Genomic DNA, 25,326 nt, shown 5'->3' with positions numbered 1-25,326 from the left:
CAGGCCCGGCGGCAAAGAATTCGTGCAGCGCGGCGCGGGCCAGGCCCCCACCAAGTCGCGCATCCACATCCGCCACTCCCAGGGCAACCGGGGGTGCAGCAAAGCCGGCGCACGAGAGATCGGTCTGCTGGACGAGAGCAAAAGGGCTTCGCAACGCGGCGACTGAAGGGCTGGGACGACTCATAAGTTCTTGGTTTGTTCTATACTCCTTTTATACCGGAGAGAGTCAACGCTCCGACAACACGCCTGCAAGCGCACCATTTAACACCAAAGCCCGCGCATGAAGATCAATCGAACCCAACAACTCATGCGCGACCCTAATTAAATCATATCCCCAAATCAGCCAGGGTCGCGCAACGTCGATGGCCGTCATCGTCTGTGATAGAGGAACAATTATCCGAAGACCCTGCTGAAGACAAAGAACAGCGTGCCGGACAGCAGGATCGAAACCGGCAACGTCAGCACCCATGCGGTCAGCATATTGCGCAGCGTCCCCCATTGCAGGCCGGAACCATTCGCCGTCATCGTTCCCGCAACACCTGACGACAGGACGTGGGTGGTCGATACCGGCAGGCCGAAACCGTCCGCTGCGCCGATCATTGCCGCAGCCACGATTTCTGCCGAGGCACCCTGTGCGTAGGTCAGGTGTGTTTTGCCAATCTTTTCACCGACTGTAATCACGATCCGCTTCCAGCCAACCATTGTGCCGAGACCTAATGCGATGGCGACGGTAACCTTCACCCAGTTTGGAATGAACTTCGTCGAAGCATCAAGCGATTTGCGGAAATCCTTGAGCGAAGCCGCCTGTGCATCGGAGAAGGGCACCGTCCTCGATTTATCGAGGACGCGCAATGCTTCGGACGCCAGGTACATATCGTTACGCACGTTGGCCGTCGAACCCGCTGGAACGGCTGCCAGATTGCCGTAACGCTGGACCTGATCGCCAATCGAGGCGGAAAGAGCGGCGATCGCGGGCAGCGTTGTCGGGGTCAAAGTATGCGACTGGACATAGGCGGTAACGGCACCGCGCGCATCGGCAGGTGCGGCAACGCCATGCCCGCTGGCGATGAGTGCCGCATCGGCCTGATGAGCAATGGCGATAAAATGCGCCACTTCGGTCTGCGGCATCGCGCGGTTGAGTGCATAAGCCGTCGGCACCGTGCCAATCAGGATGAGCATGATGAGGCCCATACCCTTTTGACCGTCGTTCGAACCATGGAAGAACGAAACGAGCGTGCAGGTCAAAACCAGGAGGCCGCGGATCAACAGAGGCGGCGGTTTGTTACCGACCGGCTCCTTGTACAACGCAGGCGCTTTCACAAGGGTCTTGAGCACAACCATCAGGATGGCGGCACAGGCAAAACCCAACAACGGTGAGAGCAGGAGCGACGAACCGATGTCCTTGGCTTTGCCCCAGTCGACGCCCGATGTTCCGCTCGACAGACGCATGAGCTGATTGGCGAGGCCGACACCGATGATCGACCCGATCAACGTGTGCGAGGATGAGGACGGCAAACCCAGCCACCAGGTTCCGAGGTTCCAGATGATCGCCGCAATCAACAATGCAAAGACCATCGCAAAGCCGGTGCCGCCGCTGACCTGCAGGATCAATTCGACCGGTAGAAGCGAGATGATACCGAACGCAACGGCACCCGACGACACCAATACGCCGAGAAAATTCCACAGCCCGGACCACAGGACGGCAACCGTCGGTGGCAGGGCGTTGGTGTAGATCACGGTTGCGACCGCGTTGGCCGTGTCATGAAATCCGTTCACGAATTCAAAGCCGAGCGCGATCAGCAATGCGAGCCCGAGCAGGAAATAGGCTCCGATTGCGACAGTGCCGGTGTGGCTTGCGGCGATGTCACTCGAAACACTGAACGCCGCAAACACGACACCGACGATCAAAAGGCCGACGAAGACAATTAGTCCCATCTTTCCCGAACCGTTGTCGAAATTCGGCCGCTTGGGCGATGCGCCTGCGTCGATGGCGATCAAAGTCAAATGGATTCCCCTGAAACGATTAATCTGCGCCTAACTTCTGCATGTGAAACTAAAGTGACAGCCACCCAGTTATTGGGGACGATTGTCACACGTACGTCACGGTTTCACTCCATTATCGGCATACAATAGTAGGATTTCTGGCATGGCGTTTACGTTCGATTACGATTCTGCCGCCCATATGGAGCGTATCAAGCAGGAACTAGCCGACAGTTTCGATGAAGAACTGGAGATGGAAATCGACGAGTCGCGGCTCGATAATCTGCTTGTCGACGTGCTAGATCATCCAGAGCGCGAACAAATTGAACGGCGGACTTACTTCAAGGAGCTTTTCCGACTCCAACATGAACTCGTGCGCTTGCAGGACTGGGTTCAGCATAAGGGGCTGAAAGTCGTTGTCGTGTTCGAAGGCCGCGATTCGGCAGGTAAAGGCGGTGCGATCAAGCGCATTACCCAGCGCTTGAACCCACGGGTTTGTCGGGTTGCCGCGCTACCTGCCCCCAACGAGCGCGAGCGGACGCAATGGTATTTCCAGCGTTATGCCGCGCACCTACCTGCAGCGGGTGAGATCGTCCTGTTCGACCGTAGCTGGTACAACCGTGCGGGTGTCGAACGCGTCATGGGGTTCTGCACCGAAACTGAGTGCGAGGAGTTTTTCCGGTCGGCACCCGAATTTGAACGGATGCTGGTTCGTTCTGGCGTCATCCTTATCAAATATTGGTTTTCGATCACCGACGAAGAACAGCAGTTCCGCTTCAACATGCGAATTCATGATCCGCTAAAACAGTGGAAACTGTCGCCGATGGATGTCGAGTCACGCAGCCGCTGGGAAGCTTACACACAAGCCAAGGAGGAAATGCTTGAACGGACGCATGTCCCTGAGGCACCTTGGTGGGTGGTCGAGGCCGTCGATAAGAAAAAGGCGCGCCTGAATTGCATTGCGCATCTGCTCGATCAAATTCCGTATGAGGATGTTCCAAAGTCTGCCGTGACATTGCCCGAGCGCGTTCGCCACGACGATTATATCCGGCACTCGGTTCCCGCCGAGATGCATGTACCGGATCGATTTTAAGCCCGGTACTCACTGGGGCTACAACAGACCGCTATACCTGTCATATTGTCGCCGGTCCTTTCGACAAGCGGCACCAGAACGGCCCGTGAAGCTTGCCATAGCGAAATCGCTTCATCCGTCATGCAGTGCTCCGCAACCATGGCAGGCTGGTGAACGTCAACGCCGCAACGCCGATTACGAAGAGAGCAGCCGTGAAACATCCAATAGCTGGGAGCAAAGGCGGCCAGTGGAGCCGGATCCGATGTCGCGATCATCTATCGGTCCAAACGATGCGCGCCTGACTGCTCGAGCCTATCGCTCTGCGTTCGACCGCGCCTTTGGCAATCGCAATAGCGCTGCCGCTTATTGCCGAAGGGACGCACAGAGATGCACATACAATGCCGCAAAATATGATGAGTTGCGGCGATAATCAATCTATTGCGCAGAAAAATGATTATATATATACGCAAAATTAGACGCCCCAAGAGGCGCGCACATACGGGGGGAATCGATGGTCAAAATGTCTCGCAAAATAACGGTACGCCGACTGGGATTGTGCGGCACCAGTCTGCTCATCCTTGCTGCGGTGCCGGCGGCCGCATGGGGCCAATCCACTGCGATGACGACGGACCTTCCAGAAACAAATGCCACGTCACAGGACGTTGCAAGCGGCGACATCATCGTGACGGCGCGCAAGCGCGAAGAAAAATTGCAGGATGTGCCCGTGTCGGTCACCGCCTTTTCAGGCGCGAGTCTCGATGCGCGTGGCTATCAGTCGGTCGTTGATATTCAGCAGAGTACGCCGAACCTCAATTTCACGCCGGGCACCGGGGGAACGTCCAGCCAGATATCAGCCTATATCCGGGGCGTCGGTGAATATGATTACATCATAACGTCGGATCCCGCGGTGGCGGTCTTCGTCGACGGCGTCTACCAGGCGCGCCCGTTCGGGGCGATGACTTCTCTGCTCGGGATCGACCGTATCGAAGTCCTGCGGGGGCCGCAGGGATCGCTATTCGGCAAGAACACGATCGGCGGGGCGATCAACATCGTGCTACAGAAGCCGACCGGGTCGGACCATGGCAAGGTTGACGTTCAGGCAGGCAGCTACGCGTCCCTTCAGGGCCGGGCGTCGTATGACGGCAGCCTGAGCCAGGATCTTTCCTACATCGTGTCGGTGCTGGGTCGGCGCGCCGACGGCTGGCAGCATCTCGACACGGGCGGCACGCTGGGAAATCAGAATCAGCTCGGAGGCCGGGCGGCGCTTCGCTGGCATCCCGGCGATTTTGATGCTGTCCTGAGTGTAGACGGCCTCCACCAGCGCCAGAACTCTGCGGCGCACAGCATGATTGCGTTCGAGCCGACCTTCTTCTCGGGGCTGTTCTCCACCTTCGTGACGCCCTGTTGCACCGTTCCAGCGAGCATCAAGCGGACCGGCACCTCGAATCTGCTCAATATTGATAATGCCGATGGCGTTGACGGCAGCCTGACGATGGATTTTTCGGCGCTCGGCGGTCATGTAAAGTCCATTTCGGCGATACGGAACAGTGTCGTGACGTTTGCACGGGATGGTGATGCATCAGCAGTCAATTTTGCTGGCGACCGGCAGCACATAAACAGCACGCAATATTCACAAGAATTTCAAGTATCTCACGAACTGTTCGGTGGGCGTGTCAAGACCCTGCTGGGCCTTTACGGATTCTATGAGCGCGCCCATCAGCAGACGCTGCTGGTCACAGCATATGGCCTCTATCCACAGCTGATCGCAGCCGGCTTCGATCCGGCGCTAGCTGCGGCGTTGGATTTCAACATCGATTTCGACCAGATTCAAACCACCAAGAACCTTGCCGCGTTCGGGAGCGCGACGGTCGAACTTTCCAATGCATTGTCGCTCGACATCGGCGGTCGATACACTTGGGAACACAAGGACTTCGATCAAACCGCGCGCCGCATTTTTGCTGATGTTCCTTTAATACCCGGTATTCCAGGGTATCATCTGCAAAACACTTGGCACAATTTCTCGCCCAAGGTCACACTCAACTACAAGATCGATTCCGATGTGCTTCTTTACGCCCTCGTTTCGCAAGGGTTCCGCAGCGGCGGATTCAATGGGCGCCCTACATCGGCCGAGGCCATTGGCGGGTTCGATCCCGAGAAACTGACGAGCTATGAAGCGGGCATCAAGTCCGACCTGTTCTCACGCAAGCTGCGGATCAACATCAGCGGGTTCTACAATCAGTACCGAGATATGCAGGTGGTCGTTCAGTTCCCCCTACCGACCGGGATTGTCGCACGCACGGAAAACGCAGGACGGGCACGGATTTGGGGTTTCGAATTCGAGAGCCGCCTGCGCGCGAACAACTGGCTTACGTTCGATGGCTCGGTCGGCTATCTCAATGCCCGCTATCAGCAATATTTCTCACACGACGCCGCCGGCAATGTTCTCGACTACAGCAATTTGAAGCTCAAGCACACGCCGCCATGGTCAGCCAGCCTCGGCGCCACGGCCACGGCACCATTGAGTCCGCACGTCGGCGCGTCATTACGCATCGACGGTGCATATCAGGACCGTCAATTCGTCGACGTGCAGAATACCTCGCTTCTGGAGGCGCGGCCCAATGTTATCTTGAATGCCAGTATCAATTTCAAGGTCGACAATGGAATGTCCTTCGGAGTGGAAGCCCAGAATCTGACGAACCGACAAGTTATCAAGGAGGGTTTTGACTCTCGTGGCTCGTTTGGTTTTGTCGAAGCCTATTACAATCCGCCCCGGCGTATTTTCGCCAATGTGCGATATGAGTTTTGAAGGCCTGGTCGATGTCAGGCATGCCAGCTTCGCGAAGAAGTTTCCTCATCCCGGGGAAGGCTCCGCGCTATTGAAAGCGACATCGCGCTGGAAGCGTTATTAAATCCCCCGTTACTTGCACTAGACGGCATCAAAGGGGTCAAATGGAGATGATGAGAGACGCCACCCACAACTGAAGGAAGCCAAAAGCTGGGAACGGATTATATGTCCTCGGCGACCGCAATCCCCTCATCAGAGTGTGGTGCACGAGCGTACCGGAGGGAACCGTAGCGAACGCACCAGCATTTTCGGGCGCTTAGATCGCCACCTTAAACTATGGATTGGCGAGCGGGAGATCGGGACTCACGAGAGCCAACGCTTCGGCCTTATCCAGGCTTGGGAGCTGTCCGATTAGGCGCCCGTCGCACTCGCGAACGGATGGACTTCCGTATGACTCCTTATTTCTAGTGCCGGCGCAAACCGATCTCGTATCGGTGCTGTCAGAGGTACAACAGGATTTAGAGGCTATAGAGCGCCTGCATTGACGGGGGGCACCTCTATGGCCGTTTACGAGAGAGGTGAACTGACGGGATTAGCTTACGTTGGGCGTACCGGATCGGCCGGTATAAAACAGATAATTATGACACGGAATGACACCGCTTGAGAGGGTAGCGTGGTGGACCAAATGAACCTGAACCGACCGGCAGGTTAAAGAGTTTTCATTTGGGAGAGACGATCGTGACAGCTGATTTATCGTATCTGTTGGCTCGTGTTGTCCGCCATCTTAATGCCGACCTTCTATGACCTAATGACTGAAAGTCCGACTGATGAAAAACGCGTCTGAGACTGGAAGACTGATTCATCAAAAGGAGGACAGACTTCTCAAAGAGTTGCGTGAAGCAAGGCGCGCGTTGAGAGCCACGTTCGGCACGGACAGGGAAACACGCCCCGCGCCTGCTTTGACCATGGGGCAGCGTATTGCCGACAAGGTCGCCTCCGCAATGGGATCGTGGCGATTTATCATCATTCAATCGTCAATACTGCTCTTTTGGATCATCCTAAACGTAACCGCCTATATCAAACAATGGGATCCTTACCCATTTATCCTGCTCAATCTCGCGCTTTCATTTCAAGCTGCCTATGCAGCGCCCTTCATCATGATGAGCCAGAACCGGCAGCAGGACATCGACCGGCTGGCAGCGGCAACCGACCACCAGATCAACGTCAAGGCCGAACTCGAAATCGAGTCCCTTCACCAGAAACTCGACGCACTGCGCGAAACTGAGGTTATCTATCTTACCAAGGCCGTGCAGGATTTGACTGACCTCCTGAATCGTTCTGGCATATGCAGCCCGCCCGCTGCAGCCGAGCCCCTAGCCTAGTTGCGGACTGACATTCAGCGACACATTCGCGCTGCAATTTCCGTGATATCGGTTGATGTGATGACGTGTGCCCGTATTGCCACCGTCGCTACTGGGCCGATGCGCGCCACCGCCGGAAGGATCGATGCCGCCTGCACCCATAATCCGTTCCCATCAAGCGCACTTCGTCGCGCTCGCCTTAGCTTAGCTTAGCTTAGCTTAGCTTAGCTTAGCTTAGCTTAGCTTAGCTTAGCTTAGCTTAGAGGCTGTCTCGAAACGGCGGTGTCACGAGGCTGGGCGATCGGGCTCCGGTATGATTCCAGAGGATTGCGACACCTGATCTAAAAGAACCGATGTGACCCCCGCCCGCCCGAGCGCCGCATGGCCGCACGAACCTGCGCTATGTAAGTGATCTTACAGATGCGGAGTGGCAACTGATCGAGCCGTATGGCCGCCGCCCCGACCCCGTGGCCGACGGCGTCGCTGGTCGATGCGCCAAATTGTCGAGGCGATTTCCTATGTGCTGCGGACTGGCTGCCCATGGCGGTTTCTGTCCGACAGCTTTCCGCCCTGGCGTGCAGTTTATCGATGGTTTTCGGAGTTGCGGGTATCGAACAACCCGTTCAAAATGTCATCGTACTTGTGGATAAAACAGGATTGGGATCATGTCATGCGCGCCTAAGCGAGAGTAGCCTATCACCCCAAAAGCGTATGATATCCGCATTTAATACTTTGCGCGAAGGCTCGCAAAGAAACTGCGGCCGGGCTCCGGAAAGCCATCGACCAGGCTGTAATTGTCGTCGAACAGGTTCTTCACGCCGACCCCGACTGTGACCTTGTCTAACACCGCCAGGTCAACGCGTAATCCACCGTTCATATAGGAACCGGTGCGATAATAGACGATCGGTGCCACGTCGGTGACGGTCCAGCGTTCCGACGCAATTTCCAAGCTCGGGATGATGTGCAGGCGGGACACCGGAGCGACATCGGCATATAAGAATGCCTTGTGCGTGGGCACGTCGATTGGGCGGAAGGCTGCGTTCGATGGGTCGTTTAGCTTGCGGTGCGTATAGGTGTAATTTCCACCGACGAGAATCGCCGAACTGATCTGCGCGGACAGCGAAAATTCAACCCCATAGTAGTTGCCATCACTAAGATTGCGGCTCTGAACGAGACTGACCTGCGGACAGGCACCGGTCGTTGGCGCCGCGACGCTGCCAGTGCAGCTATAGGCAAGCGTGGGGAAGGAAACGATCGCATCGTCGATGTGACTGTAGAAGACCGCCCCCTCAGCACGCACTGGACCAAAGACACGGCCGCCGCCAATCTCGTAGTTAGTCGCGCGTTCAGGACGCAGGTCGGGGTTTGGGATCGAGGTCCCGAACTTCTGGCTGAAACGTTCGAAAATCGTGGGAAAGCGCGCGCGTGACGAGATACTGACGTGCAGGCTGGTCGCATCATCGGCCTGCCAGACAAATTGTCCCTGCGCGCTCCATGCACTGCTGTTCTTCAGCGGGTACGAGTAAAGCGTGCTTGGCGTCGTGTTGGGGTTTGTGCCCAGCGGTGCGCCATATTCCTCGGCCTTGATCAGGTTGCGCCAGTCGTAGCCGACGCCCGCGGTGAAGGTCAGGTCGGGTGTTATCGTCAGGCGATTTTCGGCGGCGAGACTGTAGGTATCCTCAAGGTCGCGCTGGTTCGGCTCGGTCGTTCCGTTGGGAAGTGTCGTGGCCGAAAAGCTTTGCTGCGATTCATTGTGCTCGTCGCGGCGATACTGGGCGGCAAACGTGAAGCGATCAATTGCCGAGACGTCGAGTGCCAGCTCAGCAGAACCGCCGAACGCGTTGTCATGATAGGGACTGTTGAAGGCCTTTGGCGTCGCCTGGGTATTTTCGGCTGCCGTGCTGAACGAACTGAGTAGGTTGTAAAATGTGTTCCTGTAGATACGCGTCTTCAGCGTCGCGAAGTCGCCCAGCGCAGTCGTCGACAGGAAATAAATGCTGTCGAGATTCCACGCGGGCCAAGTCCAATAGCGTTGTGCGGCAATCGGATCGGTGATGTGAAGCGGCGCGAGTTTGGTGCCTTCCTGTCGGGTGTAGCTGATCGAATATTCGTCGGTAGTGTTAGGCGTGAAGCCGAGCTTGGCGTTCACGCGCCAGTCCTCGATGCGCGACAGATCGCGGTGGCCGCCATTTTCGATCGAGGTCGGTTTGAAGCCCTCGGCTACGTCCCAATGATCCTGGAAATTGCGGGCATAGCTGACCTGCGCATACCATTGATCATGCTTTGTACCGACCAGCCCGAATACATTGTAACCGGCATATTCGGCGTCATGACCAAGGTTCAACGTAGCGCGGACCTCGATCTCAAGGTCTTTGGTCGGCTTGCGCGTGACAAGATTGACCGCGCCGCCCATCCCGTCGGGACCGTTCAGAACCGACACATAGCCCTTGGCCACCTGGATCTCGGCAATGTCGGGAGTGAGAAAGCGCCCGTAATCGAGCCGGTTGTCGGCGGGCAGATAGACGCGAATGCCATCGACCGTCAGTGGCACCTGAAACCGATTGAATCCGCGCACGAAGATCAGCCGCTCATTGCGTGATCCACCGCTATTTCCAGAAGTGACACCGGGTATCAGGCTGGCAGCTTCGTCGAGGCTGGCCCGGTCGAAACTATAGATTGCCTCTTGCCCAAGTATGTTGCCACCGATTGCGATACCCTCGGGACGCGTTGCCGTGACGACAATCTGCCCCAAACCAAAAGCTGTGCCATCATCGGCACGCGCGGTCGCGCCCGCAGCGGGGGTGGCGTCCTCAGCAAAAGCCAGTGCGGGAGACAGTACAACGGCTGCGGTGGCGAGAAGGATCGTGCGCATATAACCCCTTATTTGCGATGCATTGTTTGCGTATCGCGCGGCCTATATGACGGAGATGATAGTCTGTATACCATCAGATATAGACCTACTAGTGGATGACCAATTCATGAAAACCCTCACACTCGCGTTTGTGATGTTGGCTGCGATACCGGCAGTGGCGCAGACCGTGCCAATGACCCCGCTTTGCCCCGCGGATGCGCAGCCAATCCCGACTGAATTGGCGAGCTGGCCAAACAAAAAACCACTCATCGCCGCAACGACATCGGCATCGCTTGGGGCGGCGCGAGCAATACCGGGGGTCGCCGTCAATCTCACGCTAGCCGATACACCTGCGGTAACATATCCCGTTCGCCCAGCACACCCGGGCGGATCTGTCAGTCACGGTGGCCTGATTGCCTTCACTATCGATCGCCCTGGGACCTACCGGGTTGCGATCGGATCGGGTGCCTGGCTTGATCTACTGAAAGGGTCGACGTCTCTAGAGTCGGTCGGTCATGGTCATGGCCCCAATTGTTCGGGCATTCGCAAGATGGTCGATTTCACGCTGCAGCCCGGCGACTATGTTTTGCAGATTGCCGGAAATGGCACGGCAAACCTTCCGCTGTTAATCACCAAGCTGCCCTGATCGGTCCTTTCTCCCGCCTCGCTCTGTTGGGGGCTGCGGCGCTGCTCATGGCAGCCACAGCACAATCGTGGCAGTGGGTTTTGCCAGCAGACGTCCGTCCGCCGTACGTCCCTTACGATAACCCGATGTCTGCAGAAAAAACCGAACTCGGTCGGCGGCTTTTCTACGACGCCGATTTGTCGATCGATGGCACGATGTCATGTGCGACATGCCACGAGCAGCATCGCGCCTTTGCCGACGGCAATGCAACGCACAGCGGGGTGCACGGCGACCCCGGTCGGCGCAATGTACCGGGACTCGCCAACGTCGCCTGGATGAAGGTGCTGACGTGGGGAAATCCGAAGATTCAATCGCTTGAACGACAGGCAGCGGTACCCATTACCGGCAAGAAGCCGGTCGAGATGGGCATGGCTGGACACGAGAATGAGATTGCTCGTCGTCTCGGCAAGGATAGCTGCTATCGCACGATGTTCGCGCGTGCTTTTCCGGGCGAGACAGCCATCGATTTTGCGCAGGTCGCCAAGGCGCTGGCCGCGTTCGAGCGGACGTTGGTGTCGCTCGATACGCCATATGATGCCTGGCGACGGGGCAATCGCGCCGTTTTGTCACCAGATGCTCAGCGGGGGGCCTCGCTCTTTGCGCACGACTGCAGCGCTTGTCATTCGGGTCTGCTGCTGAGTGATGGAAAATACCACAGGGTGGTCGCATCTTCGGCGTCGGATCCGGGTCTCGGCGAAATCACGGGGCGCCTCGCCGATGTCGGACGTTTCCGCACGCCAAGCCTCAGGAACGTCGCGCTAACCGGCCCTTATCTGCACGACGGCTCAGCAAAGACGGTGGTGGACGCCGTGCGTCGACATCCCCGGACGGCCACTTTATCCGCATCGAAAATGGACTCTTTATCCGCGTTCATGAACGCTCTGACGGATTACCGTCTTGTAAAGGATGAGCGTTTTTCTCTGCCAACCGAGGCCTGTGGTAAACGTCTATGACAATTACCCTACCTGGAAAGTATTGAAGTTCCATGCAACGAGCTTCGGCGGGTTCTTATGATCGTTTTCAAGAGCTCAGGACACGGCAATCTCCTTTCTGTCTGTCGCGACGAAATGCGCATTGTGAAGTTAATGTACGAAGTAGCAGGGCTTTAGACGGGGATTAGCGTTAGATCGGCATTCCCACGGAGGCCGCAAGATGAAGCGCGCAGGAAATGAGCGAGCTTTCACAATATGATACGTGGCCGTGGGCCATCGCAGTAAACTATAAGCTGAAAACGCGGATCATCGTCAGAGCCAATCATCCAATGAAAGAAAAAACCGAGAAAACAAAGCCGTTGAACTCGAATTCGGCGACCTCGCGCATTCCCATGCGAATATGCGCCCTTAATGACGCTTCGTTATCGCTTCGGATGAACAATATGCCTTCGCGACCCAGTTCGAGCGCACGCAGTTCCTCGAACATGACCTGCGCCAACCGCTTCCCACGCTCCTCTGCATCGACGCAGACGGGGCCGTAAACATAGGCGTCCGGCGCCCCCAGATATGCTTTGAACATCGACTGGACGATGGGGAGGTCGGCGTTCATCTCTCTCGTCGTCGTCATCAGAAAGCCGGTGATACGTTCCTCGCGCCGCGCAACGATTAACGGCATCTCATGCATCATCGCAGAAACGCGCGAACGCGATAGACTCGCCGACAGCGTTCCACCCCGGTCGATCTGATTGCTGGCCTGCAACGCAAGGATCCCATCAAGATCCGCATCCGTCGCCTTGCTCACGATTGGCTGAATTTGCGTTATGGCGTGGCTCATAGCATCCGTGGTTGCCCGTAATATCTGGGGAAAGCCATCAATATTGGGCGAACGGACTTGGCTCGCATGGCCGGAGAGCCGGAGCAAATGGCCCCGGCTCCCGTCACTTTTAAGTGTCGGATTGAGGATCAGCCGGCGCTTCAGCATCCGCTGCTGGGGCATCGCCTTGATCCATATATTCCTTCACCTTGGACACGCCTTCGAAGCCTGCGACAGCCGCAACCGATTTAGCCAGAAAGCCTGCATTTGGATCGACAGCTTCCAAAGCTTTATCGGCGGCAAATGCGCCGGCAGCTTCTTCGGCAATATCTAAAATACCCATTGGGAGTCTCCTTGCAGCATCAATGCCGCACATGAATAGTGATCCAACGATAGCGATGACGTGATGACAGCCCAATTACAGATTGTTTAGATTGCCTCTGGATGTTTGCCATGCAACCTCTTGTCCGATGAGTATCGTCGAGATCCTTGGCATGGCCGCCAGCGTCAGCCTGCTTTCCGGGTGGCGGCTCTATCTTTGCATCTTTGTGACTGGGCTAGCCCTGCGGTTCGGCATTTGGCCTCTCCCTGAACATTTGCACGCCCCGCAGGTGTTGGCGAACCCTGTAGTGCTCGGCGTTGCGGGGGGTGCCGCCCTGGCCGAATTCCTTGCCGATAAAGTGGTTTGGATCGACAGCATATGGGATGCTGTTCACACGATCATCCGTCCATTGGGCGGAGCGATGCTGGCGCTGGCGCTGATCGACCCCCGTGATCCCTCAACTCAGGTAATTGCTTTCATTCTAGGCGGCGGGGCGTCGCTTTTGACCCATACAGCAAAAGCTGGAACGCGCGCGATAGCCAACACCGTTCCTGAGCCGTTTAGCAACGTCGCCCTCTCTACCGGCGAAGATCTGACGAGCACCGGACTTCTTTGGTTTGCCTATAGCCATCCGGCCTCGGCAGCATTTGTTGCCGTTGCTCTTGCCGCAATGGCCGTAGTGGCAATTATCTGGCTCCGTCGTGTGCTGCGTCGACTAAGACGCGTTGCCACGACGTTACCAGCCGTAACGGAATGAAACGATAATCTGCCCCACCGAGTTTCCTAACTGTTGCGTGGCCTCTTCGTCGGAAAGATGTTCGTGGATCGACCTTAGTTCCGCCCCGTCATCAAACGGCTCAAGCAGTAGCATCACCAAGCCACGCGAAAGCCGATAGTTCCCTGAAAGCCTTCACGTTTGTTGTGGTCGAACGCTGTGGAATAGCCACCCGTGGCATTCAGGCTGACAGAGGAATTGAATTGTACGCCAAGGCCGCCGCCAAGTTCTACGGCGGTCGCCGCCCGCTGGGTGACCACGGCATCACTGCCCCCAAACAGAATGCTATCCTGCGCGTTGAAATCCCGCCACAGGTTCATTTTGAAATAGGGCTGAAGCAGCGTCGCGCCGATATGGGCGCTCGTCAGCAGGCGTCCGCCAATCCGGCCGGTGAAGGCGCTGGTCGTCGAAAAGTCGACGGTCGAGAAGGCGTCGTTAGTATTGTCCAGCATCATCCGCTGCCAGATGATTTGCGCTTGCGGTTCAAAGGTCAAGCCTGGGGCAAGGTTGATAGGATAGCCGCTTTCCAGCGATAAGGTGACGCTTTTACCATCGGTATCGATCCCAACGCCACGGCTCGACAACGAACTCCCGCCATACCAGCTACCCATGGCGACGGCGTCAATATACCATCCGCCCGGCCCGACATGTGTCCAATAACCGCCCACGCTGGTGCCATTGAGCTTAAGACGGCCGACGGTCAGATTGTTCCATCCAAGCGCGAAACCCCGGATGTCGCCGGTCATCCATGCGCGGCCGGCGAAGACGCCGAAATGATCCCCCTTGCCGCCATCCGAGGTCTTGCCGAAAAGATCGACTCCCAGTTGAAAACCGCCCTGCGTTCCGTCGAAAGCGGGACTGACGGTGCCTCCCCACTTCTGATCCAGTTTCTGCCCGAACACGCGCCCCCAAATCGCAGACACCACGCCGTTCCCTGACAGAGATGCTTGTTCACCCTGGCGCTCGTGGAAGGTGCCAAGTGAGGTCAGCGCCAGTTGGTGCGCAGCAAGCGGCACCACCGCATACGCAGGCGCTTCCGGTCGGTAGATCTGGATGACGGCGGCAACAGGAGCGGTCGCGCCGGGGGTTGGCGGTGCTGGCTGGATGATCGGTGTCGGCTCGACCGGGGTGGCGGATTGGGATTTTCCGTCGTCGGCGGTGTTGGTGCGAGAGGAACTGGCGTGGGCAACGGCAATGACGGAGATCCCGGCGCCGGCGTCGGGGTCGGGATTATCGCGGGCATTGGCGATGCGATGATTTCCGAACGCAAATACCAATTGTCCGCAGTACCGCTGGTTACTCCACCCCGGAACAGGACATATTCATGTGCGCCGACTGACAACGAACCCCCGTTGAGTGAAAAAGCGCTTGCCGTCGTCGTCGCACCGTTGGTTGCCTGCACCAGCATTATGCCGTTCTGGACGGTCGCGGCACCACCGCCGCCCACATTGGTAACACCGATGCCGGTGGTGCCCGATGCCGCACCACCTGAAATCACCAGTCGGTCGGACGGCGAGCTATCGTCGCCAAGTCGAGTGCGCAGCAGCAGCGCTCCATTCGAACCGACATAACTGCCCTGGATCGTCAGGCTGTTGGCGGTCGCCGATCCGCCATTGGTCAGATCAATAGTGCCAGCATTGGTCACAGTGATTGCAGGGCCGCCCGGATAGGGCGTGATCGACGGATTGGCACCATTACCAGCCAGCAAGCTGGTGCCAGTCGCGATCGAGACATTACCGGTCAGGTTGCTTTGCAAGCGGAACGTGCCGCTCTGGATATAGCTATCCGCAAAGGTGCCGCTGCCATTCCACGTCCAGTCCGTGCCCTGCATATAAAGCGTCTGGAAGCGGGCGAAGGTGTTGGTGATCGTTCCCGTCCCCTGAAGCTGGACCTGATTGGTGCCACCCCCGCCATCGGCGAGGCCGACGATCTGTGATCCGGTTTGCAGGATGAGAGTGACCTTACTGTTCGCGCTGTTGCCGCCGTTCAGCGCGGTGCCATTCGTTCCCTGGATAAGGCCGGCATTGGTAATCGTCGTGCTGCCGTTCAGAGTCCGCAGCGCAGCATCCTGATCGCTGATGATCTGGGCGCCTGCGAGATTGTCGATCGTCGCGGTGAAGCTGGCGCTCAGTGTGTTCGAGAATACGCCCTCGGAACCGGCACCTGTCGCATGAATGATGCCGCTGTTGATAAGATGATCGTTGTTTCCCTGCATATAGACCGCAGTGCTGCTGTTGCCGTTGGTGGTCAGGGTGCCGCTGTTGTTGACCGTGCCGCTCCCGCCCAGGATCGAGGCCGCGCGCGCGTTACTGCCGGTGGTCGCGACGGAGCCGGTGTTGACGAGCATGTTGTTCAACTGGCCGGTATTGGTCTGCCCCCAGGCGGCGGTCATTCCATAGGCGTTCGGCCCGGTGGTGGTGATCGCGCCGTTGTTGATGAGGATATTGCCGCTGCCATTAGCAGCCATACCGTCATTATAGGTGCCGGTTGTGCTGACGACGCCTTGCGCACCGTTGGTAATCTGGTTGTTGTTACCTGTACCGACCAGCGCTGCACCGCGATTACCCCCGGTGCCCCCGCCGCCTGCCAACGAGATCATGCCATTGTTGGTGATTACGCTGCTGCTGTCGACCGATATTGCTGTGGGGTTGGTAGTGCGCGAAATGGTGACGCTGGACGCTGCCCCGTTCGTAACGGTGACATTTGTACTGCCGGTGGCGGCAAGGACGTTGATGGTCGTCGGGTTGGGCGATGAAGTATTGCAGGTGACGGTCTGACCCGCGGTCGGCGTATAATTATCGCAGGATGCCCACGCCGGTTCGGCAATGAAGAACAGGCTACCTGTGAAAGCCGCCCCCGAAAGCAAAAGCTTCAAAGGTGACGAACCTGCTTCCGAAAAGGTTTCGACGGCTGCATCGAAATATACCTTCACTGCCCGCTCCCTTTAAACAGCGACTACGACATTGAACCCGGAATGCCGTCGTGGTCAAGTCTTTGGCAGAACTGCCTATTCTTCGCGGCCGTCTCTAAAGTGACCGACGTCGGAAAACCGTTCCTCAAAGTTCGATACCCGCCATTCTTTATAAAACTGTCTCAAATTGTAGATGAGGAACGCTAGGCGGCCGGTTCGCCCCCAGGCAGAGGAGAAAAGTCGCCGTATTTTCCACGAAAGAAAACAAGAGGTTGCTCGGCGCGAACGATGTCGAGTTCACGCACATGACCCAAAACGATAAAGTGGTCGCCGGCTTCGTGGACGGCCTCGAGCGTGCAATCGATCCATGCAACAACGTCTTGGAGGACCGGAGACCCGTTCGCAGAGAGCCCGTAATCAAGCCCGACGAACTTGTCGTCGCCCTTGGCCGAAAAGCGGCGGCAGAGATCCTGCTGATGGCTACCAAGCACATTGACGCAAAATTTGCCCGCACGCTCGATGCGCGGCCAGCTTGTCGAACTGCGATCCGGGAAAAGGCGACCAGCGGCGGGACGAGGGATACTGAAGTGAATGATCCAACCACAAGTGCCGCGCATTTCCCATCGGCTTCCACGGCTGTGACGACGCACACGCCCGTTGGATAATGTCCCAGCACACGCCGATAAGTTGCTCCGTCGATCGGTTCGGCTAGTTTTATCGTCCCGTCCACACTGGTTTCCTCTTCTCTTTCATGGCCATCTCGCCTTCCCGCTTGTCGGTACTCAGAGCATAGCGCTCGATTCCCTCGAACTGTGTGTCGAGTGCGACTTCGAGCGGATAGTCCAGTCGGCTTAACGCCGCAGCCTTGGCTGCCTGATTAGCGAGCGGCGATGCTGCATTAATTTTCGCGGCCCACCTGATCGCTGCTACAGGCAGATCGCTAAGAGGTACGACCTCATTAACGAGGCCAAACCGTTCCGCAGCTTCAGCTCTCATACGCTCGCCTGTCAGGATCATCGCCATCGCTATGTGGTGAGGAAGCTGACGGACGATGCGGTGCACGACCCCACATTCGCCGATGATCCCGACCTTTGTTTCAGGCAGTCCGAACTCTGTCGTATCGGCGGCGATAATGATGTCCGCGCACATCGCCATCTCAAACCCGCCGCCAACGCAGAAGCCCTGAACCGCGGCTATCAAAGGTTTCTTCAACGTAACAAGTGGCCCGCCGATGCCGGTCAGCCCGCCGCCAAAGGCCATTCGTCGCTGGCGATCACCGCCACCCGACACATCGGCCCCAATCGAAAAGGAGCGTTCACCTTCCGCCGACAGGATCGCGCACCAGATGTCAGGATCGTCATTGATCCGCTCCCAGGCTTCCGCAAGAAGATCGTCCATCGTGTCGGTAATGGCATTCAGATGATCGGGACGGTTGAGCCGAACCTGCGCCACCCTCCCCTCACACCAGAAATCGACCTCGGCCAACTCAGCCTACCGCCGCTGCTATTGGTGCCCATTCGAAATGGACATCGTCCACGGCCGCAATGATACCCGAGCGAAACACGGGGTTCGTTCCCGCTTTGACGTGAAATGCAGGAATGCGGGCCAGCCACTCCTGCAGCGTCACAATCGCTTCCATCCTGGCCAGATGGAGTCCGGCGCAACGATGTGGACCACCACCAAAAGTGGAATGGGTGACCTTGCTCCGTCGAATATCGAGGTCCATCGCATTGGTGTTTTCGCTCTCGTCGAGGTAGCGGGAGCCCCTTCGGCATTCACAGTCAACGTACCTCAGGCAAAGATCAAGGGCGGGAAGCGGATGGCGATTTCAAGCCTGCCGACTGGTTGCTGGTCGGATTTGCCGGTGCCTATACCGACGCCAAATACACGAAAAATTTGGTCGATCTTTCAGTGCAGACAGGAACACCGGGCTTCATCGTACCATTCGACTCTTATCCCGACGCACCGAAATGGTCGGGATCGGTATATGCCGACGTTACCCTTCCAGTGCCAACAGACTGGGGCAACGTCCATCTGCGCGGTGACACTTTCTCGCAGACATCGTCATTCTTTTCGAACAACAATTACTCAATCACACCGGGCACCCAGATTAAAGGCTACACCATGGTTTCACTCCGCCTAAGCTGGAATGAAATCATGGGCAGCAAAGTGTCTGCCGGTGTCTATGCGAAAAACTTGCTGAACCGCGGCTATTATCAGGCTGGCTATGTTGAAGGTGCATCGGGCGGTTTTAACACGGTCATCCCAGGTGAACCGCAGACCTTTGGCGCAGAGCTCTCGGTCAAGTTTTAAAACCAAATGCAGACTGGCCGGCGCTTTTCGAAAAGCGCCGGCCAAGTTGTGTTAATGCCAGCGATAGACGGTAAAAAATTGAGACAGACTCTCCGCAAGCACTTTTGAAGAACAGCGCATATTCCGAACGCGTGTCGCATGGATCGCGCGGGCGACCCGCTTTCCGGTGCGCACCACTGTACAGTTCGAAGTAACATGGGGCGGTTTTTCTTGACGAAAAGAGTTATTTTTGTGCCCGCCCTCCAGTTGATCGCCGAAGTAGGCAGCCAAACCAACGACACGCCGGTTCGACTGCCTCGCACTTTCTATTTGACGACGACCTCGACCCGTCGCGCTTCGGCATTTATTGCGCCGGTGTCGGTCGCATCAGACGGTTTGATCAACTCGATCGAACTGGCCGGAATGTCCGCAGAAACCAACGCGGTTTGAACAGCCTTTGCCCGGTTTTTAGACAACTCAGCATTGGCAGCAGCATTTCCGGTCTTGTCGTTGAATCCTGAAATCGCCAGCTTGCTACCGGCATTGTTACCAAGATAGGATTTGAGTGACGCCGCAGCCGCCCCAAAGGCCGGTACGACATCGGCCTTACCAGTATCAAAATATACGATCACAGCTGGCTTGCCATCACGAACCTCCGTAGCCACGCCAGCACCAGTCGGAATTGCGGCTGGAGAAGTGACTGCAGGCGTAGCTGAGAGGTCGGCCGCTGGCGTAGTGGCGGGAACGACAGGAGTATTGCTCGCCGCTGTCGCTCTCCGCATGTGCATGCCCAAATAGAGAAACAGAAGCAGAAGAGCTGCTGCCAGAACAAGCCAGGGCAGCCAGCGCATCAGGCCGGATTTTGCGACGGGCGCACCAATCCCCGACTCGCTGGCAAAGGCTCTGGCGGCCACCCCGCCTGTGTCCCTCGGGGACGAGGGCGATACACCGCCAGCGGAGGATGGATTTCCGCCAAAGCCTCCCGCGGCTGCCATCGCTCCTGCGGCAAGGCCCGCTTTACCGAGGGTTGCGATGCCCGGTCCTTCACTCTTTTCGACAACAGGTAACTCAGCACCTGCCGCCAAGGGTTTGCCAAACATCGCAAGTTTCCCGAATCGCTCGGCAAGCAGATAGTAAACCGTAACGCGATTCTTCGTCCGGTCTGCCTTCATCTGCTCTCCGACTGAAGCTATCGCACTATCGAGATCTGCATCGGAAGCGGTCAAACCGAGCTTCTTTTTCAGGAAACTTTCGCGGACACGCCCAGTTTCCGTTTTGTCGGTGAAAGAAACCAGAGAGGCGTCACGGCTCTGGAGTGCTATGCCGCAGTGTCGAACTATTCCGGCAATAATGCCTGGATCTGCGTCCGGAACATATTTCCTGACGTCAACGGACCAATCTTCTGCCATCGGTTTGTCCTCCGTTTCGTTCGATGAATTCAGCACCGAACAGGGTAAGCAGAGAGTAAACGTGAGGTATAAAAATATAAGTCCGTCGACCTCTGCGGACAAAGAGCATGCCATGAAGACATGCATCCGACCAGACTAACGTGATAAAGTCGTCTTCGCAGTAGGCAGCAGCCGCGCATGATGGATCTTCGCGGGAGGATTCATCCAATGTGAACGATGCACTTTTCTGTAACCAGCCGTGCACCGATCTGCCGTTGCCTGAATAGTGCAGCACAATCTCAACTTCGCGCAGCTGCCGACAATCTCCTCCGTCTTGTGCTTCTTACTCGACATTTCCGCGCTATTTCTAAGGCTGAGTGCATCAAGATTGGACAGTCGTCGGACGCGCTCACACCCATCCCTCCCATTTGTCGGCTCCATAATCCGACCAACGGTCGTCTGGCCCCGTAGCGTGGTCCGATGCACTACGCGGGTCACATGCACCCGATGACCCACGGCACTGTGCATCATCCGGTAATCGTCCCAAAGTACGATGTCGTTGTCTTCCCACGCATGCTCATAAATGAACTGCGGCTGGGTCACAGCGTCGATCAGGGTCTTTATCAGTGCTTCACTCGCCGCGTCATCCATTCCTATGATGCCCTGAATGTTGAGCGGGCAGATGTTCAGTATCTTGCGGCTCGTTTCCGGATGATTTCAGACAATTGGCCGAGCGATCGGCAGATAGTCGAGAAAGTCGGACTTAGCGTCGCCGATACGGATACCTCCTGGGTTATTGAAACGCATCCAACTAAGATCGGCGCAAAAGTCGAAGCGTGTCAATCGGCCTAGGATATCGACCCCAGATCGGCATCCAAAACTGGCTCTGACTCAATTTTGATGCAATTGTCCGGTTGAATGGCAGTCGTTTCCACGTTGGGAGAAATTCGGCCTGCGCTGGGCAATATCCTGCCAGATCCGGAACGACCGGCGATAGCATTCGGCAACCATAGTCTCCTTATCGCCGTCATTATGGTGGATCACCTTCTTGGTGACACCAACGCGCATCGCGATTTCCTCAAGCAATCCGCTCGAACATAACTCAGTGAAGGACCGCCACTCGACGGCAGTGTGAGCGAAAGCGCCGCAAGGGTTAAAGCTGTCTTGTTCATCGAACCACTTCCCTCAGAATTCGGCGATCAGATCGAAACCATAAGTTCGCGGCTCACCGAATATCGCCCCGGGGCGACCGATATTGAACTGATAGATATAGTAGCTTTGATCTGTCAGGTTGCGGCCCCACAGGCCGACGCGAACGCCATCGAGTCCTGGAATTTCTCCCAGTCCCAACCGGGCATTGAGCAACCCGTAATCCCCAATGATGTAGCTCCCACTGGCAATTGTCGATGATGAGTAGGACTTGCTCTGCATGGTATAGTTGACGTCAGCAGACAATTTGCCAATCGGCAGCCGGGGAAGCTCATAGTTGGCGCTGAGCGCCAAGGAATGCTTCGGGGCATTGCTGAAACGATAGCTTGAGGCGATGTCCACACCGCGTGCATCGAGTATCTCATTATATCGGGCATCAAGATACCCGTAGTTCGCCGTGAAACGCAGGGATCGCGAGGGTGCCAGCGTCAGGTCCGCCTCGATCCCCTTCACAGTCGCACGACCGGCATTCAGTACGTCGGTAATACGTACGTTGGTAGGGTCCGACTGGACATTTATTTGAATATCGCGATATTTTGAATCGAATAGCGCAACGTTAAAACGCAGCCGCCTGTCGAGAAATTCGCTCTTCATCCCAACTTCATAAGACCACAACACCTCGGGATCGAACCCTTGGTTAAAGCGCGAGATCGAACTGGCTCGCACATTGAAGCCGCCTGCTTTGTAACCCTTGACCGCCTTGGCATAGAGATTGATGTCGCGCGTGGCATCGAACGCGACCACGATTGAGGGACTGAAATCATCGAAATTGCGGCGGCCGTTACCAAGGCCGGGGACATCGGTGATCGGTCCGTTGTTGATTTGCACCTGGCGCGCCAGTGTCGCTGCGCGTTTATCCCAAGATTGACGTGCTCCCACGGTAAGGTGCAGCCGCCGATCAAGAAACCCAGGAGACAGCGTTACCTGGCCGTAAATTGCATAAGAGCTGTTGTTGATCGTTGCAGTGGTGAAGCTGCGCGTTAGCGTCGGCGGGCTGTAGCTATTGCTAAAGTTGCTGCCACTCTCGGAAAAATAGTAAAGGCCCCCCACATATTGAAGGGTTCGGTCGGATGTTTCCCCGACCAACTGAAGTTCTTGGCTCCATTGGTCCTGCAATGCACGACTGCTGTTCTTCTGTAGGGGAAAAGGGCCGAGTACTCCCGTCAGATAATCCTGGTTCTGGAAGTTATCGAGCTTGCGATAGGCGGTAATTGAGCGCACCGTCACTGCGCGTGATGGACTCCATTCTGCCGTCAAGCTGTGACCCTGTGTCGTGATGTCGTTCGGCAAAAGATCATGTACTAATGGACTGCCTGCAGTCGGACGCGGCAATTTTAGCGGAAACAGCGGGGATGCAGCGACGTATACTGGCGTGTCGTTGATCTGCGACCGATCATAGGCGTAGCGCAGGTTGAAACTGGATGAAGGCTGCCACAACACGTCACCGCGCATTGCTTGACGGTCCTTGTCGCCGAAACGCTCTACGCCGGTGCCCAGATTGCGAACAAAGCCATCCTGCTTGGTCGTTGCATAGGACAGTGTCGCCGCGAGTGAATTGCCGATCGGCACGTTCACCGACCCCTTGAACGTGCGCCGGCTATAATTGCCGACCGTGATCTGGGCCTTCGCCCTGAATTCATCGAGTGTCGGCTTGCGAGTGATAAAGTTGATTGCGCCACCTGTCGCGTTACGACCATAAAGCGTTCCTTGCGGTCCGCGCAGCACCTCAATCCGCTCGAGATCCGCGACCTCTAGGGCTTGGCCCTGGCTGCGGGCTACATAGACGCCGTCCACATATACAGCGACACTGCCATCCTGGGTTATTTGATCATCCGATAGCCCGACGCCGCGCAGGAATATCTGGGTGGTGGCTGCATTGTTTGGATGAGGCGTCAATTGCAAATTAGGAACATTGGCTCGCAAGTCGGCGAGCCCAGTGATGTTCTTGCGCTCGAGATCTTCTGCAGTGAAGGCGGAAATGGAGATCGGTGCCGCTTGCAGTGATTCTCTGCGTTTTTGCGCCGTTACCACGATATCCTGAAGCGCACCGTCGTCCTGCGCGGTCTGCGCTGCAGTATCATGTGCGGCTGCAGGGACCACGCCCGACAAGGCGGCGACGCCCAAAGCTGAGTGGAAAAAAGCCTTCCGAATTTTCATTTCTATCCCTTCCCTAGCGCGTGACCGCGCCCATCCCGGCCACCTTAATGGTGACTCTGAAATGAAGTTCTACCTACATGTAGGTAGATGGCAAGCCCTTCGAATTCTTAAACTGTGCGGAATTGACGGTCTTCACACAGGAGTTGAGAGGTGAGACAAGCAATCAAGATGAAGCCAATCAAGCACAACCAAGGGGAGGCCACGAGGCACTCTATCCTCGTCGCCGCCGAAAGAATTTTCGCCGATGTCGGGTTCGCGACCGCACGGCTGGAGGATGTCGCGCTCGCGGTGGGGATCCGTCGACCGTCGATCATCTACTATTTTGCGAACAAGCAGGATTTGTACGATGCGGTCGAGCACGACATCTTCGAGAGCATGCATGCAATGGCACCGGGGCCCGCGGGAGAGCATCCAATTGATAACCTCCTGGCGTTGCTCGACGGGTGGCTCGATTTCCTCGTCGGCCGTCCAACAGCGGCGCGTATTATCATGCGGTTGGTTGCAGATACCACACCGCGCCACGGCGATCCGACACGGTATTCGAACTTGGTATTAAGCGATATCGACGCAATTGTTACGGACGGAATTGCTTCAGGCGATTTCCGCCCCATGCCGCCGATGCATGTCGTCAACGCGGTAGGATCAAGTTCGCTTTTTTACGTTTGCAATAGTCGGCAACTCGGTGATGGACGCAGCTATGCTGCCGCAGACCCGAAGTCTCTCGCGAGCTTTCGATCTTTGCTTCACAAACTCGCGCGAGCGGCGGTAGATCCGAATGGTGGGAATTCGAAGTAAGGGCTGACTGGACGGTGAGGCAATACTGGCCCGCTTCGGTCCGACAACGACTGTCGCGATTAATCCAGAAACGCCAGAGGAAGCAACGGAAGCGGCAAATATATCTTTCTCCCCCACAACCCCACACTCAGTCCCACAGTATGTTCGAACATCTGCGGTAATTGTAGGGAAGCGGCGGACTCCCTAACAGCTGCGAATTCTAATCCTCTTTCGGAGGACCGACTTTGGACGATTTGTTATCGCCGCTCGTCGAGACGCCGCGTGCGACTACGACATCGCCGCGATTTGGGCGGCAACCACGATGAAAGCCAACGCCACGGCCCCCGCTTCGAGAGGAGATACGGCGACCAATGCGAGCAATAAAAGCTCTTTCGTATAACCCGCTCTTCAACAGGCACGTTCGATGCGCCATGCGTTCGTTAAACGCAGAAGTTCCGGGTTTCCGTCACGTATGCGATCACTTGAGCTTTCTCACCCTTCCATTGAAGTCGCGCTTGCCAAGTTCGACCCCCTTCAGGCGCAGGATATTGTAAGCGGTCGTTGCATGAAAATAGAAGTTGGGCTGGGCAAAGGAGAGAAGGAAATCCTCGGCCAGAAAATCGATATGCTGGTCTCCGAATTCGAAACGCATGGCACGTCCGATGAATGTTTCGATCTCGTCGGGATCGAGTGTCTCGATCGCGGTAACCGTTCCCGCTATCTTTGCTCGCAATTCAGCAAAGGTGGCAGGGGGCACCGTGTTATCGGGGGCAAACCTGCCTTTCCTGACGCCCTCAATCGCGCCGATCGAGTGAACCGCTGTCGATTTGATCTGATATGCAAACGGCAGCATATCGTCGACGAGCCGTGCCTCGATAAGTGCGTCGGGTTGCAGCGAATGAACTTCACAAAAGCTTTCGGCCTTGTCGATCAGTCGCGCCATCGATGCGAGGATTTGGAGATAGGACGGAATAGTGGCGCTGTAGAGTGTGAAAGCCATATCTGTCTCCATTGGCGG

At 56.6% G+C, this 25,326-nt stretch carries 19 protein-coding genes and 3 pseudogenes; 9 read left to right on the top strand and 13 right to left on the bottom strand.

Annotated elements, in window-relative coordinates:
• Window positions 1-393 precede the first annotated feature (393 nt).
• Entirely contained in the window at window positions 394-2,004 is a 1,611-nt protein-coding gene (locus tag D3Y57_RS04955; RefSeq protein WP_430738986.1) for an inorganic phosphate transporter, read from the bottom strand.
• Between the two features lie 142 nt (window positions 2,005-2,146).
• On the opposite strand from D3Y57_RS04955, the gene ppk2 reads away from it, so the two are divergent.
• The 4 genes and pseudogenes from ppk2 to D3Y57_RS04935 form a co-directional block, all read left to right on the top strand.
• Window positions 2,147-3,073 carry a polyphosphate kinase 2 gene (gene ppk2, locus D3Y57_RS04950; RefSeq protein ID WP_239025746.1) on the top strand — a complete coding sequence of 309 codons (927 nt, stop codon included), beginning with the start codon at window positions 2,147-2,149 and terminating at the stop codon, window positions 3,071-3,073.
• A 565-nt stretch (window positions 3,074-3,638) separates the two neighbouring features.
• Window positions 3,639-5,858 carry a TonB-dependent receptor gene (locus D3Y57_RS04945; protein ID WP_430739001.1) on the top strand — a complete coding sequence of 740 codons (2,220 nt, stop codon included), beginning with the start codon at window positions 3,639-3,641 and terminating at the stop codon, window positions 5,856-5,858.
• Window positions 5,859-6,664: 806 nt separating this feature from the next.
• Window positions 6,665-7,219, top strand: coding sequence for a DUF1003 domain-containing protein (locus D3Y57_RS04940; RefSeq protein WP_121151874.1), 555 nt, complete (start codon window positions 6,665-6,667; stop codon window positions 7,217-7,219).
• A 374-nt stretch (window positions 7,220-7,593) separates the two neighbouring features.
• Window positions 7,594-7,805, top strand: a pseudogene (locus D3Y57_RS04935) (transposase); the annotation flags it as partial.
• Window positions 7,806-7,922: 117 nt separating this feature from the next.
• Here D3Y57_RS04935 and D3Y57_RS04930 read toward each other — a convergent pair.
• Complete coding sequence (locus D3Y57_RS04930) at window positions 7,923-10,070, bottom strand: TonB-dependent receptor plug domain-containing protein (protein WP_121151872.1); 2,148 nt, start codon at window positions 10,068-10,070, stop codon at window positions 7,923-7,925.
• A 106-nt stretch (window positions 10,071-10,176) separates the two neighbouring features.
• On the opposite strand from D3Y57_RS04930, the gene D3Y57_RS04925 reads away from it, so the two are divergent.
• A complete protein-coding gene (locus D3Y57_RS04925; RefSeq protein ID WP_121152124.1) occupies window positions 10,177-10,695 on the top strand; it encodes a homogentisate 1,2-dioxygenase in 519 nt (172 codons plus the stop codon).
• A 125-nt stretch (window positions 10,696-10,820) separates the two neighbouring features.
• On the top strand, window positions 10,821-11,687 hold the full coding sequence (locus D3Y57_RS04920; RefSeq protein ID WP_239025745.1) for a cytochrome-c peroxidase: 867 nt from the start codon (window positions 10,821-10,823) through the stop codon (window positions 11,685-11,687).
• Between the two features lie 301 nt (window positions 11,688-11,988).
• On the opposite strand, the gene D3Y57_RS04915 is transcribed toward D3Y57_RS04920, so the two are convergent.
• Both D3Y57_RS04915 and D3Y57_RS04910 read right to left on the bottom strand, forming a co-directional pair.
• On the bottom strand, window positions 11,989-12,468 hold the full coding sequence (locus tag D3Y57_RS04915; RefSeq protein WP_239025744.1) for a GNAT family N-acetyltransferase: 480 nt from the start codon (window positions 12,466-12,468) through the stop codon (window positions 11,989-11,991).
• A 142-nt stretch (window positions 12,469-12,610) separates the two neighbouring features.
• The gene (locus D3Y57_RS04910; RefSeq protein ID WP_239025743.1) at window positions 12,611-12,856 is read right to left on the bottom strand and encodes a hypothetical protein; all 246 of its coding nucleotides are present in this window, start codon (window positions 12,854-12,856) and stop codon (window positions 12,611-12,613) included.
• A gap of 94 nt (window positions 12,857-12,950) precedes the next feature.
• Here D3Y57_RS04910 and D3Y57_RS04905 point away from each other — a divergent pair, with 94 nt between their 5' ends.
• The gene (locus D3Y57_RS04905) at window positions 12,951-13,559 is read left to right on the top strand and encodes a DUF4126 domain-containing protein (protein WP_121151868.1); all 609 of its coding nucleotides are present in this window, start codon (window positions 12,951-12,953) and stop codon (window positions 13,557-13,559) included.
• A 113-nt stretch (window positions 13,560-13,672) separates the two neighbouring features.
• On the opposite strand, the gene D3Y57_RS04900 is transcribed toward D3Y57_RS04905, so the two are convergent.
• The 5 genes and pseudogenes from D3Y57_RS04900 to D3Y57_RS04885 all read right to left on the bottom strand — a co-directional run bounded on the left by D3Y57_RS04900 (window position 13,673) and on the right by D3Y57_RS04885 (window position 18,214).
• Window positions 13,673-14,854 (bottom strand): autotransporter family protein, encoded by a 1,182-nt coding sequence (locus tag D3Y57_RS04900; protein ID WP_162986969.1) that lies wholly within the window; start codon window positions 14,852-14,854, stop codon window positions 13,673-13,675.
• Between the two features lie 95 nt (window positions 14,855-14,949).
• A pseudogene (locus D3Y57_RS20735) lies at window positions 14,950-15,408 on the bottom strand (autotransporter outer membrane beta-barrel domain-containing protein); the annotation flags it as partial.
• A 1,283-nt stretch (window positions 15,409-16,691) separates the two neighbouring features.
• A pseudogene (locus D3Y57_RS04895) lies at window positions 16,692-17,122 on the bottom strand (flavin reductase family protein).
• 80 nt (window positions 17,123-17,202) lie between these two features.
• The gene (locus D3Y57_RS04890) at window positions 17,203-17,973 is read right to left on the bottom strand and encodes an enoyl-CoA hydratase/isomerase family protein (protein ID WP_121151864.1); all 771 of its coding nucleotides are present in this window, start codon (window positions 17,971-17,973) and stop codon (window positions 17,203-17,205) included.
• 1 nt (window position 17,974) lies between these two features.
• Entirely contained in the window at window positions 17,975-18,214 is a 240-nt protein-coding gene (locus tag D3Y57_RS04885; RefSeq protein WP_162986968.1) for a hypothetical protein, read from the bottom strand.
• Between the two features lie 119 nt (window positions 18,215-18,333).
• On the opposite strand from D3Y57_RS04885, the gene D3Y57_RS04880 reads away from it, so the two are divergent.
• Window positions 18,334-18,801, top strand: coding sequence for a TonB-dependent receptor (locus tag D3Y57_RS04880; RefSeq protein WP_121151860.1), 468 nt, complete (start codon window positions 18,334-18,336; stop codon window positions 18,799-18,801).
• Window positions 18,802-19,106: 305 nt separating this feature from the next.
• Here D3Y57_RS04880 and D3Y57_RS20040 read toward each other — a convergent pair whose 3' ends face one another.
• From D3Y57_RS20040 to D3Y57_RS04860, 3 genes are all read right to left on the bottom strand, one after another.
• Window positions 19,107-20,189, bottom strand: a complete 1,083-nt coding sequence (locus D3Y57_RS20040; protein ID WP_162986967.1) for a DUF2853 family protein — start codon at window positions 20,187-20,189, stop codon at window positions 19,107-19,109.
• A gap of 135 nt (window positions 20,190-20,324) precedes the next feature.
• On the bottom strand, window positions 20,325-20,825 hold the full coding sequence (locus tag D3Y57_RS21535) for a TauD/TfdA dioxygenase family protein (RefSeq protein ID WP_430739000.1): 501 nt from the start codon (window positions 20,823-20,825) through the stop codon (window positions 20,325-20,327).
• Window positions 20,826-21,353: 528 nt separating this feature from the next.
• Window positions 21,354-23,534: a TonB-dependent receptor gene (locus D3Y57_RS04860; RefSeq protein ID WP_121151853.1), complete on the bottom strand. Its 2,181-nt coding sequence runs from the start codon at window positions 23,532-23,534 to the stop codon at window positions 21,354-21,356.
• 150 nt (window positions 23,535-23,684) lie between these two features.
• Between D3Y57_RS04860 and D3Y57_RS04855 the strand changes: the two genes are divergently transcribed.
• Window positions 23,685-24,329, top strand: a complete 645-nt coding sequence (locus tag D3Y57_RS04855; RefSeq protein WP_239025741.1) for a TetR/AcrR family transcriptional regulator — start codon at window positions 23,685-23,687, stop codon at window positions 24,327-24,329.
• 457 nt (window positions 24,330-24,786) lie between these two features.
• Here the strand turns inward: D3Y57_RS04855 and D3Y57_RS04850 are convergent, their stop codons facing one another.
• Window positions 24,787-25,308 (bottom strand): DUF1993 domain-containing protein, encoded by a 522-nt coding sequence (locus tag D3Y57_RS04850; protein ID WP_121151849.1) that lies wholly within the window; start codon window positions 25,306-25,308, stop codon window positions 24,787-24,789.
• Window positions 25,309-25,326 lie beyond the last annotated feature (18 nt).

This window comes from Sphingomonas paeninsulae (assembly GCF_003660165.1).
Lineage (GTDB): Bacteria > Pseudomonadota > Alphaproteobacteria > Sphingomonadales > Sphingomonadaceae > Sphingomonas_O > Sphingomonas_O paeninsulae.
The sequence above is the reverse complement of the archived record's forward strand: the minus strand, read 5'-3'. Positions and strand labels throughout refer to the sequence as shown.

Coding starts and splice junctions, on each gene's coding strand:
- ppk2 (WP_239025746.1), top strand. CDS start 2,147: ATGGCGTTTACGTTCGATTACGATTCTGCCGCCCATATGGAGCGTATC.
- D3Y57_RS04940 (WP_121151874.1), top strand. CDS start 6,665: ATGAAAAACGCGTCTGAGACTGGAAGACTGATTCATCAAAAGGAGGAC.
- D3Y57_RS04930 (WP_121151872.1), bottom strand. CDS start 10,070: ATGCGCACGATCCTTCTCGCCACCGCAGCCGTTGTACTGTCTCCCGCA.
- D3Y57_RS04925 (WP_121152124.1), top strand. CDS start 10,177: ATGAAAACCCTCACACTCGCGTTTGTGATGTTGGCTGCGATACCGGCA.
- D3Y57_RS04920 (WP_239025745.1), top strand. CDS start 10,821: ATGTCTGCAGAAAAAACCGAACTCGGTCGGCGGCTTTTCTACGACGCC.
- D3Y57_RS04910 (WP_239025743.1), bottom strand. CDS start 12,856: ATGTGCGGCATTGATGCTGCAAGGAGACTCCCAATGGGTATTTTAGAT.
- D3Y57_RS04905 (WP_121151868.1), top strand. CDS start 12,951: ATGAGTATCGTCGAGATCCTTGGCATGGCCGCCAGCGTCAGCCTGCTT.
- D3Y57_RS04885 (WP_162986968.1), bottom strand. CDS start 18,214: ATGGACCTCGATATTCGACGGAGCAAGGTCACCCATTCCACTTTTGGT.
- D3Y57_RS20040 (WP_162986967.1), bottom strand. CDS start 20,189: ATGGCAGAAGATTGGTCCGTTGACGTCAGGAAATATGTTCCGGACGCA.
- D3Y57_RS04860 (WP_121151853.1), bottom strand. CDS start 23,534: ATGAAAATTCGGAAGGCTTTTTTCCACTCAGCTTTGGGCGTCGCCGCC.
- D3Y57_RS04850 (WP_121151849.1), bottom strand. CDS start 25,308: ATGGCTTTCACACTCTACAGCGCCACTATTCCGTCCTATCTCCAAATC.